Below are 14,245 nucleotides of genomic sequence, written 5' to 3'. Positions count from 1 at the left end.
CACCTGCTCGGCATGAGCTGCTTCCCTTGCCCCATCAGCGCCGGTCGCTCCTTATTGAGGAGCAGGCTGCTGCGCCGTGCCCTCGGCGCCGCCCAGCACCTTCCACAGCGTCACGCGGTTGAGCTGCTCGGACAGGCGCAGGCCGATCAGCGTCTGCTGCGCGGCATAAAGGCTGCGCTGGGCATCGAGCACGGTCAGGTAGTTGTCGGCCCCCGTGCGAAAGCGCGCATTCGACAGGTCGTAGGCCTTCTGCGTGTGCTCGACCATGCTGTTCTGGGCCTCCAGGCGCTCGTTCCACTGCGCGCGGTCGGCCAGCACGTCGGCGGTTTCCTTGAACGCCGTCTGCACGGCCTTCTCGTATTGCGCCAGCGCAATGCGCTGGTTGCTCTCCGCCACCTGCACGTTGGCTCGGTTGCGGCCCGCGTCGAAAATGGGCAGCCGCACCAGCGGGACGAAGCTCCAGGTGCCGTTGCCGGCGCCGAACAGGCGGTCCAGGTCGGTGCTGCCCGTGCCCACGCTGGCCGTGAGGCTGATGGTGGGGAACATGGCTGCACGCGCCGCGCCGATATTGGCGTTCATGGCGCGCAGATTGCGTTCGGCGGCCTGTACGTCGGGGCGCTGCAGCAGCACGCTGGAGGGCAATGGCGCGGGCACGGCCTGCAGCGCGGCCACGCCGGCGGACGGCGTCCGGGCCAATGTCCCGGCGTCAGGCAGCAGATCGGCCGGCACGGGCCCGCCCACCAGCAGCTGCAGCGCATTGCGGTCGCGCTCCACCTGGGCGGTGAAGCTGGCCACGTCGCCGCGGGCCGTGTCCACCGTGGTCTGGTTCTGTGCCAGCACCAGGCCCGAGGTCGAGCCGATCTCGTACATGCGCTGCGTCAGCTCCAGCGCCTTGACGCGGCTGGCCAGCGTGTCCCTGGCCAGCTGCAGGCGGGCCTGGTCGGCCGCCAGCGTGAGCCAGGCGTTGGCGACATCGGCCACCAGGCCGATCTGCACGTTGCGCCGGTTCTCCTGGCTCTGCAGAAACTGCTGCAGCGCCGCATCGCTGAGGTTGCGGATGCGGCCCCACAGGTCCAGCTCGTAGCTGGCAAAGCCCAGCTGGGCCGTGTACTGCGTGGCCAGCGTGGAGCGGCCGCTGGCATTCAGGTCGGCCGCCGTGCGTGCGCGGTTGGCCTGGGCCTGGGCATTGACGCCGGGCAGCAGGTCGGCGCGCGTGATGCCGTACTGGGCCCGTGCCTTTTCGATGCTCTCGACGGCCACGCGCAGGTCGCGGTTGTGCGTGAGCGCCAGGGCCACGACCTGGCGCAGCTTCTGCGACTGCAGCCACTGCAGGCTTTCGGCCTGCTGCAGCCCGGCTTCGCCGGCCTGCGCGGGAGCGCCATCGGTGCCGACGGTTTCGGGCACCGGCAACTGCGGCGTCTGGTAGGTGGGTGCCAGATTGCAGCCGGCCAATAGCAGAGCCAGGGCGGCCGGCAGGGCGTGAAGCGTGGTTCTCATCATCGGGCGCATCATGCGGCGCTCTCCGGGGTTGAATGCGGTGCCGCCGGCGAGGCTTGCGCATCGTCGTGGCGCGAGCGGCTCTTGAACCAGCTGCGGATCAGCAGGAAGAACACCGGCACCAGGAAGATGCCCAGCACGGTGGAGGCCACCATGCCGCCGAGCACGGCCGTGCCGATGGCATTGCGCCCGCCGGCACCGGCGCCCGTGCCTATGGCCAGCGGGATCACGCCGAAGCCGAAGGCCAGCGAGGTCATCAGGATCGGGCGCAGGCGCAGGCGCACGGCGGCCACCGTGGCATCGAACACGCTCTTGCCCTGCTCCTGCAGCTGCACGGCGAACTCCACGATCAGGATGGCGTTCTTGGAGGCCAGGCCCACCGTGGTCAGCAGGCCCACCTGGAAGTACACGTCGTTGGTCAGCCCGCGCAGATAGGTGGCCAGCAGCGCGCCGACCACGCCCAGCGGCACGGCCAGCATCACCGACAGCGGCACGGTCCAGCTTTCATACAGCGCCGCCAGGCACAGGAACACGAACAGGATGGAGATCGCGTAGAGCATGGGCGCCTGCGCGCCCGACTGGCGCTCCTGCAGCGAGGCGCCGGTCCATTCGTAGCCTATGCCGGCCGGCAGCGCCTTGAGGATGTCCTCCACCGCGGCCATGGCCACGCCCGAACTCACGCCGGGTGCGGCGCTGCCGATGAACTCATAGGACGGCGCGCCGTTGTAGCGCACCAGCTGCGGCGAGCCGTAGGCCCAGTACGAGCGCGAGAAGGCTCCGAACGGCACCATCTCGCCCTTGCTGTTGCGCACCGTCCACTTGGCGATGTCCTGCGGCAGCATCCGGTGCGGCGCATCGCCCTGGATGTAGACGCGCTTGACGCGGCCGTTGTTCAGGAAGTCGTTGACGTAGGTGCCGCCCATGGCGCTGGACAGCACGCTGTTGATGTCGCTGTACGACAGACCCAGGGCGCCGGCCTTGCGGTCGTCGATGTCCACACGCAGCTCGGTCGCATCCTCCAGGTTGGTGGTGCGCACGGCTGTCAGCTCGGGGCGCTTGCGCGCGGCATCCTGCACGTAGTTGGCGGCGGCCAGCAAGGCTGCATGGCCCATGCCGTTGATATCCTTGAGCATGAAGTTGAAGCCCGCGTTGGCGCCCAGGCCGCGCACCGCCGGCGGCTGCATCACGTAGACGCGCGCATCGCGGATGGAGGCCAGGTCCCTGGTCGCGCGGTGGGCCAGGGCCGCAGCCGACTGCGAAGGCAGGGGCCGCTCGGCCCAGGGCTTGAGCCGCACGAAGCCGCGCGCCGAGCTCTGGTCGCCGTTAAGGCCCGAGACCTGGTTGAAGCTGATGACTTCGGGCTGCTTGAGCAGGTAGTCCCGCGTCTGGTCCAGCACGTCCTGCAGCCGCACATCGGCCGCGCCCGAAGGCAGGTTGACGTTGACGTAGACAAAGCCCTGGTCCTCGTCGGGCAGGAAGGAGGTCGGCAGGCGGTGCATCAGCAGCGCAACCGCCGCGCAGACCGCCAGGAAGATCAGCGCCATGCGCTTGGTGCGGCGCAGCACATAGGCCACCGAGCCCTGGTAGCGCGCGGCCGTGGCATCGAAGTTGCGGTTGAACCAGCGAAAAAAGCGGTCATTCACGCCCAGCAGGCCCGTGCGCGCCGGGCCATGGCCCTGGGCCGCGGGCGGCCTGAGGATGCTGGCGCACAACGCAGGCGTGAGCGTGAGCGCGACGAACACCGACAGCGCCATGGCCGCGACGATGGTGATGGAGAACTGGCGGTAGATCACGCCCGTGGAGCCGCCGAAGAAGGCCATGGGCACGAACACGGCCGACAGCGTCACGCCGATTCCCACCAGCGCCGGCGTGATCTCGCGCATGGACTGGCGCGTGGCCTCCTTGGCCGACTTGCCGGTCTCGTGCATCACGCGCTCCACGTTCTCGACCACCACGATGGCATCGTCCACCAGCAGGCCGATGGCCAGCACCATGGCGAACATGGTCAGCGTGTTGATGGAGTAGCCGGCTGCCGACAGCACGCCGAAGGTGCCCAGCAGCACCACGGGCACGGCGATCGCGGGGATCAGCGTGGCGCGCAGGTTCTGCAGGAAGATGAACATCACGATCACCACCAGGACCATGGCCTCGCCCAGCGCGCTGACCACCTCGTGGATGGAGGCGCGCACGAAGGGCGTGGAGTCGGAGCTCACGAAATACTCGATCTTGTTCGGAAAGTACGGCTTGAGCTCGGCCAGCTTGGCGGCCACGGCGTCCGAGACGGCCATGGCGTTGGCGCCGTCGGCCAGGATGATGCCCATGCCGGCGCCGCGCATGCCGTTGAGCTTGGCCTGGATGGACAGGTTGTCCGCCCCCAGCTCCACGCGGGCCACGTCCCTGATGGTCACGACCGAGCCGTCGGTGGCCGACTTGAGCACGATGGCCTCGAACTGTTCGGGCGTCTTGAGCTTGGTGCGCGCCGTGATCGTCGCGTTGAGCTGCTGGTTCCTCACGGCCGGCAGCGCGCCCAGCTGGCCCGCCGAGACCTGGGCATTCTGCGCATTGAGCGCATTCGCGATGTCGGATGGCATCAGGCCGTATTTCTCCATCTTGGCCGGGTCCATCCAGATGCGCATCGCATAGAAGGTGCCGAAGACGTTGATGTCGCCCACGCCTTCGATGCGGCCGATCACATCGACCAGGTTGCTGTTGATGTAGTCGCCGATGTCCACCTCGTCCATCTCGGGATCGAGCGAGTAGAAACTGTAGGTGACCAGGAAATCCTGGCCGCCCTTGTTGATGAACACGCCGCGGCTCTTGACGGAATCGGGCAGGCGGTTGAGCGCCCCCTGGATCTTGTTCTGCACCTGCACCTGGGCCACGTCGATATTCGTGCCGGGCGCGAAGGTCAGCGTGATGCGGGCCTGGCCCGACGCATTGCTGGTCGAGCTCATGTAGAGCATGTTGTCGATGCCCTTGATCTGCTGCTCGATGATCTGGGTGACCGAGTTCTCGACGGTCTCGGCCGAGGCGCCCGTGTATTGCGCCGAAATCGTCACGCGCGGGGGGGCGATGTCGGGATACTGCTCCAGCGGCAGCTTGGAGATCGACAAAGCCCCGGCCAACATGATGACGATGGCGATGACCCAGGCAAAGATGGGCCGGTTGATGAAAAACTGAGCCATGTGCGCTGTCCTGCCCTATCTGTCTCTGCGATTCATTGGGGGGAGCGGGCAGCTGCTTCAGCGGCGGCCAGGGCCGGAGGCTGGCCGGGCGGGCTCTTGCGCTCGGCCTTGGCCTTGAGGTCTACCTCCGCCACCTTGACCTTGTCGCCGGGCTTGACACGCTGGAAGCCTTCGACCACCACGCGCTCGCCGGCATGCAGGCCGGCCTGGACCAGCCACTGGCTGCCGATGGCGCGGTCCAGCTCCACGTCCCGCTTCTCGACCACGGTGCCATCCTTGCCTTCCTTGGCGACCAGCACGCTGGGGCGACCGGTGAGGTCGCGCGTCACCGACTGCTGGGGCACCAGCAACGCATCGGGCGCCAGCGCCGTGGGCAGCAGCGCCTGCACATACATGCCGGGCATGAGCTGGCCGGCCGGGTTGGGCACCACGGCGCGCAGCGTCACCGTGCCCGTGGTGTCGTTGACGATCACGCCCGCAAAGGCCAGCTTGCCCTCATGGGCGTACTCGGTGCCGTCGTCCAGGCGGATGCGCACGGGAATCTTGTCGCCGTCCACCTTGGCGAAGCGGCCGGCCGCGATCTCGCGCTGCAGCTGGATCAGCTCCGTGCTGGCCTGGGTGAAATCCACATACATGGGATCGAGCTGCACGATGGTGGTCAGCGCATTGGTCTGGTTGGCCGTGACCAGAGCGCCGGGCGTGACCGACGACAGCGCGATGCGCCCGCTGATCGGCGCCTGGATGCGGCTGTACTGCAGGTTGATGCGCGCGGTTTCCAGGTTGGCGCGGGCCACGGCCACATCCGACTGGGCCTGGGCTGCGGCGGCCTGGCTTTCCTCGTAGGCCTGACGGCTGATGGCGTCGATCTTGACCAGTTCGGCATTGCGGCGCGCCGTGGCGGCCAGCGTGCGCTGGCTGGCCTCGGCCTTGGCCAGGGCAGCGGCGGCACTGGCCTGGGCGGCCTGGAAGGTGGCGGGGTCGATCTGGTAGAGCTGCTGGCCCTGCTTGACGAAAGCGCCCTCGGTGAAGAGGCGCTTCTGGATGATGCCCGAGACCTGCGGCCGCACCTCGGCCGTCATGAAGGCGCGCGTGCGCCCCGGCAGGCTGGCATCGAGCTGCTGGCTCTGTTTTTGCAGCGTGACCACGCCGACCTCGGCCAGCGCCTTGGGCGCCGCAGCCTTCTCGTCGCCCGGCTTGGAGCAGCCGGCGAGCACCCCGGCCACCACCAGGGCGCCCAATGCCCAGCGCAGGCGCGAAGTGATTCGCGGGGCTTTCGCTTGCTCAGGACTTGCGCTGGCAGAAAAACAAAAACGCGCCTGTTGGCGCGGACTCAGCGAAGTGGGCAAGACGAGATTCATACGCGGGCAAATGATCAAACTGGAACGCCCCACCATTGTGCGACGCCAATATTTCTTCTTTGTAAAGCGCCTTGCCGAAGGCCGCCCTCTGGCAGCCGGCAGGGCCCCGCCATCCATCATGCCCGCACATTGCCCCCAGCCAGGCACGGGCGTGCGGTAAATCGCCGGGCACTTGCACCTATTGCGCAAAAGTGTTGCAAAGTGTTTACAGACCCGGGCAGGCGGATCTGCCGACACATTCGCGCGTTTCAGCGCGTGACGATGGGAAAGCCCGGTTCGCTCTTGTCGAACAGTTGCAGAAACCCGGCCAGCGCCGCCTTGTCGCCCTGCACCTGCACGGCAGGCTCCTTTGCCTGACCCGGCTTGGCACCGGCCAGCAGGCCAAGGAAAGCCGGGCGCGTCAACCGCAGGCTCACCAGGGCGCTGGGGTCGGGTTCTCCACGGCGGAAATGCAGCACCGAATTTTCCAGCCACAGCCGGTACTGCTCGCCCACATCGCTGAGGTCCAGGTTCATCGCAAACCGCCGGCCTTCGGACTTGCTGCCGTCCAGCCGCGTGGCCAGCACCTCGAGGAAGCGCTCGGTCGGCACCTGAGCCATCATCTCGACCATGGCGGCCCGGTCCTGGGACAGCTGCCGCGTGCCCTGGCGCAGTTCCTGCGCCGCCGTCAAGTAGCTGTTGCGCCAGGTGGCCGATTCAGCCGCAAAGCCCAGCTGCTCATAGCAGCGCGCCATCAGCTCCCTGGCCTCCTTGCCGGCGTCCGTTCCTTCCGGCACGGCAAACACCACATGCTGCAGCAGCTCGGCAGCCCAGCGGTAGTCGCCTCCGGCCGCGGCCTGGCGGGCCTGGTCCAGCGCCTTGTCCGCGCCGCCCAGTGCCTGCACATAGCGCTGCGCGCGCTGCACCGGCGGCAGCGGGTCCAGGTTCACGGGATTGCCGTCGTAGGCCCCCAGGTAGAGCTGGTACACGGCCTTGACGTTGTGGCGCAGATCGCCGTAGTAGCCGCGACCGCCCCAGAAGTCCGCCAGCGAGGCCGGCAGCCGCAGCCGGTCGGCGATCTCGGACGGCACCAGGCCCTTGTTGATCAGGCGCACCGTCTGGTCGTGCGTGTATTTGTAGATGTCGCGGTGCCGGCTGATGAAGCCCGCAATGCGCTGCTGCCCCCACACTGGCCAGTTGTGCTGGCCGAAATACACCTCGCTGCCCCGGGACTGCTCCAGCGCCTGCTGCAGGTAGTCGGCCCAGCGCAGCGCGTCGCGCACCTTGGCGCCGCGTATGGGCAGCAGATTGTGCATGGTCTGCGCCAGGTTCTCGGCCCCGCCGTAGGCCTTTCGCTCGGGAAGGGTGAAGGTCAGCTCCGAGGGCGCCTCCGCGCCCGGCACGTTGTAGAAGACAAAGCGCACGCCGTCGAGCACCAGCTCCTGCTGCGGCTGGTCGATGGTCACATTGGGCGGCAGTATGCCCACATGGCCGCTGACCAGGTCCTTGCCCAGGCCCGTGTCCACATTGCCCGTGGGCGACAGCGGCAGCCGGGTGCCGAACTGGTAGATGGCGCGGCGCGACATGGCCCCGCCCACCAGCAGGTTCTCGCTGGTGGCCTCGTCCATGAAGCCCGCGGGCGCCACCACGGGGACTTTGCGCCGCGCAACCTCCTCGCGCGAAATCACGCCCAGCGCACCGCCGAAATGGTCGGCATGGCTGTGCGTGAAGATCAGCGCCGTGACCGGCTTGTCGCCCAGGTGCCGGCGCGCGAACTGCATGGCGTAGGCGGCGATCTCGCGGTTGGTGAGCGCATCCACGACGATCCAGCCGGTCCGGCCCTCGATCAGCGTGATGTTGGCCATGTCGAAGCCGCGCAGCTGGTAGATGCCATCCACCACCTTGAACAGGCCCGCCTGGGTATTGAGCTGGGCATGGCGCCACAGGCTGGGGTTCACGGTGTCGGGCGCCGCGCCCTGCACAAAGCCGTAGGCATCGAAATCCTTGAGCACGCGACCGTCGGCCGCCACGACGCGGCCCGTGGGGCGCGCGATCAGGCCGCGCTCGGCATCCTGCCGGTCCTGCGCTTCGTCGGCGGGCAAGGCCTCGCGCGCCGCCTGCTGTGCGGCCTGGGTGCGCGCACTGGCCACACCGGCCTGCAGCACACCCGAGCCGCTTTCAGCCTGCAAGCCGGCACAGGCCGACAGCAGGCCGCTGGCGGCCAGCGCCAGCCACAGCGCCTTGCCGGGCACGACGGTCCGGTCTCCGGTACGGAAAAGAGGGGGCATGTGCGTTCTCCTTGCTTTGTGATGCATGGCAAGGCATTCTGGGCAGCGCCGCCAATTGAGTCCAATGCATAATGAATTGAAATTCAATGCACTGGATTCATTGCCCTCATTGCATGGCAATGCACGGAGAACATGGACATACGGCGCCTCCAGCACATCGTGGCCCTGGCCGACCGGCGCAACTTCGCGCGCGCGGCCGAGCAGCTGCACCTGAGCCAGCCCGCGCTCACGCGCAGCATCCAGGCGGCCGAGGAAGAGTTCGGGCTGCGGCTTTTCGACCGGGGCAGCGGCGAAGTGCGCCCCACGCCGGCCGGCGAATTCGTGCTGGAGCGCGCAAGGCGCATGGTGTTCGACAGCCGCTGCCTCAAGCGCGATGTGGAGCTGTTTCGCAACCGGCAGGTGGGCGACACGGCCTGCGGCTTCGGGCCCCTGCCTACGCAAACCCTGCTGGCCCCCCTGCTGCAGGCAGCGCGCACCGAATTCCCGCAAGTGCATCTGCGCGCGCTGGTGGGCAACTGGGAGCAGCTGCTGCAGCGCCTCAAGGCCGGGGAGATCGAGTTCTTCGTGGCCGACACGCGCGAGCTGCCGCCCAGCGCAGCGCTCGAAATCCATCCGCTGCCGGCCATGCGCGGCGGCATGTTCGTGCGTCCCGGCCATCCGCTGGCCGCGCACAAGCAGGCCAGCCTCGCGCAGCTGCATGCCTGCGGGCTGGCCGCCGTGCGCCTGCCGGCCAGCGTGCGCAGCGCATTGAGCCGGACGCTGGGCCTGGCGGACGAGCGGCAACTGCTGGCCCTGGAATGCGACAATGTCGCCACGCTGGTGCAGGTCACGCAGAACAGCAATACCGTGCTGGCCGCCGTCTATCCTGCCGTGGCGCGGGAGCTGGCCGCGGGCACGCTGCAGCCGCTGGCCGTGGGCAAGCTCCCGGCCATTCCCTCCTCGGCCGGCGTGGTCTGGCAGCAGGGGCGCAGCCTTTCGCCGGTGGCGCAGTGGCTGGTGGAACACCTGCGCGAACTGGCGCAGGTGCAGGCCGACGCCCCGTTGGTGGGGTCCTGACCTTCGCTCAGCGCGTGGAAGCCCGGGCCACCAGCTCCGGCATGGGACTTTGCACCGCCTGCCGCCCGGCGTTGCCGCGCAGCCGCTCGAACAGCAGGTCGATCGCCAGCCGCGCCACCTGGTCCAGGTGCAGGTTCACGGCCGTGAGCGGCGGCTCGCAGGTGCGGGCCCGTATGCCGTCGTAGCGCGTGGCGATCATCACATCCTCGGGCACGCGCAGGCCGGCCTGCTGCAGGTGCTGGGCCACGCCCACGGCAAAAACGTCCACCAGCACCAGAAAGGCGTCGATCTGCGGATGCGCGGCCAGCAGCAGGCGCGCCGCATCGCGGCCGCCGGCTTCGCCACGGGCCTCGTCCAGTCGCAATGCAATATGGTCCATGCCGCTGGCATCGACCATCTGCCGGTAGGCCAGCTCCGCCTGGGCATAGGAAGTGCGCTGCGCCGCGCCCAGCACCAGCGCGATCTGCCGCGCTCCCCGGGCCTGCAGGTGGGCCAGCAGCATCTGCACCGTGGGACCGGACAGCAGGTCCACATAGGGCACGGCGCCATGGGCATCGCCGCCGGGGCGGCCGATGGAGACCACGGGCAGGCCGCGGGCCGTCAGGTCGGCCAGCTGGCGGTCGTCGGCCGAAGGCTCGATGATCAGCGCGCCGTCCACGTCCAGGATGTCCAGCGGCGACTGGCCGGACTCCAGCGGCGGCACCAGCACCATGGCCATGCCGCGCTCCAGCGCCGAGGAGGCCGCCACCGAGGCCACTTCCATCAGAAAGCCCAGGCGCGACGGGCCACCCGCCACCGCAAACGGCATGGAAGACATGAGCGCGATCATGGACGAGCCACCGGTGCGCAGGCGCTGGGCATGGCGGTTGGGCCGGTAGCCCAGCGCGCGCGCGGTCTCCTCCACCTTGCGGCGCGTGGCCGGGTCCACCTGGCCGCGGCCGTTGAGCGCATGCGATACCGTGGTGACCGACACGCCCGCATGCCGCGCCACGTCGGAGATGGTGACGCGCGGAGAAGGCGGCGAAACGGCCATGGTGGATGCTCCTTGGGTGGACCGGTCCGGAAGCGCAGTGAAAACCCGCATCCGGAAAAACAAAGTTTTCGTATACTACTTTACATGAGCCAAAACGTTTTGGGCCTCAGTCCGCCACCGTGACGCGCTATTTCCGGGCAACGGTCGGCGGTTTTTCTCGGACTTGACCCAAAACGATTTGGGGAAAGCCTGCAACCATGACTTCATTCAGAAAAGCTGAGCCCATGACAGACTCTGAACACCACGACGTAGACACCGTTCTGCCGCTGCCCCAGCTGCTTTTGTTCGGCCTGCAGCATGTGCTGGTCATGGCGGCCGTGCCCATCACCTCGGTGTTTCTGGTGGCCAAGGCGCTGGATCTTTCGACGGCGCTCACGGTCAACCTGATCAGCGCCACCTTCCTGATGTGCGGCCTGGGTTCGCTGCTGCAGTCCTTCGGGCCGGCCAGGCTGGGCGCCAGGCTGCCCTTCGTGATGGTGCCGGGAGGCGCGCCCATCGTCATGTTCCTGGGCATTGCCCAGCAGCGCGACCTGCAGACGGCCTGCGGCGCGGTGATCCTGACGGCGCTGTTCTATTTCCTGGTGCTGCCGGTCTTCACGCGGCTGCTGCGCTTTTTCCCCAAGATCGTGATCGGCACCCTGCTGCTGCTGGTGTCCGTCAACCTGCTCAAGGTCTATGGCGGCATCATCGCCGGCAAGCCCGGCACGCCGGACTTCGCCAGCCCCCTGCACATCGGCCTGGCCCTGGCCACCATCGGCTTCACGCTGCTGTTCGCGCGCCTGCTCAAGGGCATGCTGGGCCAGCTTTCCGTGCTGCTGGGCCTGGTTGCCGGCACGGCGCTGGCCGCGCTGCTGGGCCAGCTGGACATGAGCGCCGTGGCCAACGGCCCCCTGTTCAGCCTGCCCACGCTGCTGCCCTTCGGCATGCCCACCTTCGATCTGGCGGCCACCGTGCCGCTGCTGGTGTTCAGCGTGATCTCCATGGTGGAGGCCACGGGCCAGACCATGGCCGTGGCCGAGATCGTGGGCAGCAAGGAAGAACCCTGCGCGCTGGTGCCGCGCACCATCCGCGGCGACGCCGTCATGTCGCTGCTCGGCGGCTTCTTCGGCACCTCGATGATCATCACCAGCGGCGAGAACATCGGCATCGTGCGCGCCACCCAGGTGCGTTCGCGCTATGTGACGGCCGTGGCCGGGGCGCTGCTGATCGTCGTGGCGCTGCTGGCGCCGCTGGGCCGCTTTGCCAACGCCATCCCGGCCTCGGTGGTCAGCGGCACGGCGCTGGTGGTGTTTGCCATCATCGGCACCATCGGCATCGACATCCTGCGCAAGGTGGACCTGCACGAGCGCAGCAACATGTACGTGCTGGCCGGCGCCCTCACCATGGGGCTGCTGCCCATTCTCGTTCCCGGCATCTACAGCCAGTTCCCGAAAGCGCTGCAGCCCATCCTGGGCAACGGCCTGGCCATGGGCGCGATGACGGCCGTGGTGCTGAACCTGGTCTTCCAGATCTGGCGCCCCCATGCCGCGCCGGCCCAGGCAGCGGCTGCAGCCACGGCGGCCACGCCCGCCGTCCGGCCCGGCGCCGCCCCCAACCATTGAGAACCGCCGCCCCGAGGGGCGGCATCCGAGAATCCCATGCATACAGAACTACATGCCTCGCAGCTACAGGCCGACACCCTGCTGCTGCACCCCCAATATGTGCTGCTCAAGAGCGGCCTGGCCACCGACCATGCCGTGCTCGTGGAGGACGGCCGGTTCAGGGACGTGGGCCCGCGCGCGCTGCTCGACGCGCGCTACGCCCCTATTCCGGCGCTGGCCCTGCCCGGCAAGCTGGTCATGCCGGGCATGATCGACGGCCACCACCACCTCACCCAGTCCTTCGGCAAGTCGCTGGCCTATGGCGAGCCTTCCGAGATCTTCCGCCGCGTCTGGGTGCCGCTGGAATCCAGCCTGGACGACGAGTTCGTCCACCAGAGCGCCAAGCTGGCGGCGCTGGAGTCGCTGCGCGGCGGCTTCACCACGGTCTGCGACGCGGGCACGCGCGCCAAGGGCGAGATCGGCGCCGTCGCCAGCGCCACGGCCGAGGCCGGCCTGCGCTGCGTGCTGGGCATCATCTGCAACGACGGCGGCAACCAGAGCACGCCCGGGCAGCGCGAGGCCATCCTGGCCCAGGCCCAGCGCTTCATGGCCGACTACGGCACGCATGCGCTGGTCCATCCCTCGCTGGCGATCTCGATTCCCGAGGCCGCCAGCGACGCCATGCTGGCCACGGTGACGCGCCTGTGCGCCGAGGCCGGCATCATCTTCCAGACCCATGTGAACGAGCACCTAGCCTCGGTGGAGCGCTCGGTGGTCGCGCGCGGCATGCGCCCGCTGGAGCACCTGGCAAGCGTGGGCGCGCTGGGCCCGCAGACCCTGATCGCCCACGGCACCATGGTCACGCCGGCCGAGCTGCTGCTGCTCAAGAGCACGGACACGGCCGTGAGCTACAACCCCGTGGCCAGTGCCTGGAAGGGCAATGCCGTGGCGCCGGCCACGCTGATGGCGGCCATGGGCATACGCTTTGCGCTGGGCACCGACTCGACGCGCAGCGACGCCTTCCGCCTGCTGGATGCTGCCGAGGCCGCGCAAAAGTATGCTTTCGCCATGCAGATCGGAGACACATCGAGCGGCGGCGGCTGGACCTGGCTGGACCATGCCACGCATGAGGGCGCACGCGCCATCGGCCTGGGCGGGCGCATCGGCGAGATCGCCGCGGACAAACAGGCCGACTTCCTGATCGTGGATGTGGACACGCCCGAGCTGTGCACCAGTGTGGACCTGACCTGGGACCTGGTGCGCCTGGCCCAGCGCGACCAGATCGTGGCCAGCTTCGTCGGCGGCAGGCTGAGGCTTTTCAAGGGCTGGCCCGTGGACTGGGATGCGCGCGCGCTCATGCGCCAGGTGGCCGACAAGGCCCATGCCGCCATCGCCCGGGCGCCCATCCAGCGCCTGCACCCCACGGCTGGCGAGCACCGCCGCCGCGTGCTGGCCGGCAGCAGCGTGTACCCGGCGCGGAGCGATCTGCGATGAGCCTGGAACACCTCTTCATCACGGCGGCCGTGGTCATCATCGCCTCCTTCGTGCAGGGCGCCAGCGGACTGGGCTTCGCCCTCATCGTCGCGCCCGTGCTGACCATGCTGCAGCCCGACCTGCTGCCCGTGTGCGTGCTGATCCTGATGCTGCCGCTGAACGCCTATGTGGCCTGGCGCGAACGCCATGCGCTGGACAAGCGCGGCGCGGCCTGGATCAGCGCCGGGCGCCTGGTCGGCACCTTCGGCGGCCTGGCCGTGCTGCTGGTGCTCAGCCCCAAGGCGCTGGCCGTGTTCGTGGGCCTGTCCACCATCGCCGCGGCCGCGGCCACCTGGGTCATGCCGGCCTTCACGCCGGGCCTGACGGCCTTTGTGTCGGCCGGCCTGGTCACGGGCATCACCGAAACCGCCACCGGCATCGGCGGCCCGCCGCTGGCGCTGACCTACCAGCACCGCCCGCCGGCCGAGATGCGCGCCACCATCGCGCTGTGCTTTCTGGTCGGCGAGCTGATTTCCCTGGCCGTGCTGCTCGTCATGGGCAAGGTGCAGTCGCCGCACCTGGTCGCGGCCGTGCAGCTGCTGCCGGCGCTGGCCCTGGGCGCCGTGGCCAGCCGCTATGTGCACACCCGCATCAATGCGCGCGCCATGCGCCTGTTCGTGCAGATCTTTGCCGTGGTCTCGGGCCTGGTGCTGCTGGTCAAGGCGCTTTGACCGGGTATGCAGCCCTGGAAAGAGGAGCTGCCAGCGCTTTCCATTGCTTGGTTTCAATATGGATT

At 68.6% G+C, this 14,245-nt stretch carries 9 protein-coding genes; 4 read left to right on the top strand and 5 right to left on the bottom strand.

Going from position 1 to position 14,245, the window contains the following annotated elements; translation table 11 throughout:
* Nucleotides 1-51: 51 nt before the first annotated feature.
* The 4 genes from Cte04_RS14530 to Cte04_RS14515 form a co-directional block, all read right to left on the bottom strand.
* On the bottom strand, nt 52-1,512 hold the full coding sequence (locus Cte04_RS14530; protein ID WP_066479237.1) for an efflux transporter outer membrane subunit: 1,461 nt from the start codon (nt 1,510-1,512) through the stop codon (nt 52-54).
* A complete protein-coding gene (locus Cte04_RS14525; RefSeq protein WP_066479226.1) occupies nt 1,509-4,682 on the bottom strand; it encodes an efflux RND transporter permease subunit in 3,174 nt (1,057 codons plus the stop codon). The genes Cte04_RS14530 and Cte04_RS14525 overlap by 4 nt, the downstream gene beginning before the upstream one ends.
* Nucleotides 4,683-4,714: 32 nt before the next feature.
* Entirely contained in the window at nt 4,715-6,040 is a 1,326-nt protein-coding gene (locus Cte04_RS14520) for an efflux RND transporter periplasmic adaptor subunit (protein WP_066479216.1), read from the bottom strand.
* A gap of 248 nt (nt 6,041-6,288) precedes the next feature.
* A complete protein-coding gene (locus tag Cte04_RS14515) occupies nt 6,289-8,307 on the bottom strand; it encodes an alkyl/aryl-sulfatase (protein WP_066479215.1) in 2,019 nt (672 codons plus the stop codon).
* Nucleotides 8,308-8,439: 132 nt separating this feature from the next.
* Between Cte04_RS14515 and Cte04_RS14510 the strand changes: the two genes are divergently transcribed.
* The gene (locus Cte04_RS14510; RefSeq protein WP_066479210.1) at nt 8,440-9,363 is read left to right on the top strand and encodes a LysR family transcriptional regulator; all 924 of its coding nucleotides are present in this window, start codon (nt 8,440-8,442) and stop codon (nt 9,361-9,363) included.
* A 7-nt stretch (nt 9,364-9,370) separates the two neighbouring features.
* Here Cte04_RS14510 and Cte04_RS14505 read toward each other — a convergent pair whose 3' ends face one another.
* Entirely contained in the window at nt 9,371-10,396 is a 1,026-nt protein-coding gene (locus Cte04_RS14505) for a LacI family DNA-binding transcriptional regulator (protein WP_066479207.1), read from the bottom strand.
* A gap of 224 nt (nt 10,397-10,620) precedes the next feature.
* Between Cte04_RS14505 and Cte04_RS14500 the strand changes: the two genes are divergently transcribed.
* Genes Cte04_RS14500 through Cte04_RS14490 form a run of 3 tightly spaced genes read left to right on the top strand, consistent with a single transcriptional unit; the run spans nt 10,621 to nt 14,180 of the window.
* Nucleotides 10,621-11,997, top strand: coding sequence for a uracil-xanthine permease family protein (locus Cte04_RS14500; protein WP_066479198.1), 1,377 nt, complete (start codon nt 10,621-10,623; stop codon nt 11,995-11,997).
* A 36-nt stretch (nt 11,998-12,033) separates the two neighbouring features.
* The gene (locus tag Cte04_RS14495) at nt 12,034-13,470 is read left to right on the top strand and encodes an amidohydrolase family protein (protein ID WP_066479188.1); all 1,437 of its coding nucleotides are present in this window, start codon (nt 12,034-12,036) and stop codon (nt 13,468-13,470) included.
* Nucleotides 13,467-14,180, top strand: coding sequence for a sulfite exporter TauE/SafE family protein (locus Cte04_RS14490; protein WP_066479183.1), 714 nt, complete (start codon nt 13,467-13,469; stop codon nt 14,178-14,180). The genes Cte04_RS14495 and Cte04_RS14490 overlap by 4 nt, the downstream gene beginning before the upstream one ends.
* The last annotated feature ends 65 nt before the right edge of the window (nt 14,181-14,245 follow it).

The organism is Comamonas terrae (genome assembly GCF_001544075.1).
Taxonomy (GTDB): Bacteria; Pseudomonadota; Gammaproteobacteria; order Burkholderiales; family Burkholderiaceae_C; genus Comamonas; species Comamonas terrae.
This window is presented reverse-complemented; position numbering and strand designations above follow the sequence as displayed.

Coding starts and splice junctions, on each gene's coding strand:
- Cte04_RS14510 (WP_066479210.1), top strand. CDS start 8,440: ATGGACATACGGCGCCTCCAGCACATCGTGGCCCTGGCCGACCGGCGC.
- Cte04_RS14505 (WP_066479207.1), bottom strand. CDS start 10,396: ATGGCCGTTTCGCCGCCTTCTCCGCGCGTCACCATCTCCGACGTGGCG.
- Cte04_RS14530 (WP_066479237.1), bottom strand. CDS start 1,512: ATGATGCGCCCGATGATGAGAACCACGCTTCACGCCCTGCCGGCCGCC.
- Cte04_RS14515 (WP_066479215.1), bottom strand. CDS start 8,307: ATGCCCCCTCTTTTCCGTACCGGAGACCGGACCGTCGTGCCCGGCAAG.
- Cte04_RS14520 (WP_066479216.1), bottom strand. CDS start 6,040: ATGAATCTCGTCTTGCCCACTTCGCTGAGTCCGCGCCAACAGGCGCGT.
- Cte04_RS14495 (WP_066479188.1), top strand. CDS start 12,034: ATGCATACAGAACTACATGCCTCGCAGCTACAGGCCGACACCCTGCTG.
- Cte04_RS14500 (WP_066479198.1), top strand. CDS start 10,621: ATGACAGACTCTGAACACCACGACGTAGACACCGTTCTGCCGCTGCCC.
- Cte04_RS14525 (WP_066479226.1), bottom strand. CDS start 4,682: ATGGCTCAGTTTTTCATCAACCGGCCCATCTTTGCCTGGGTCATCGCC.
- Cte04_RS14490 (WP_066479183.1), top strand. CDS start 13,467: ATGAGCCTGGAACACCTCTTCATCACGGCGGCCGTGGTCATCATCGCC.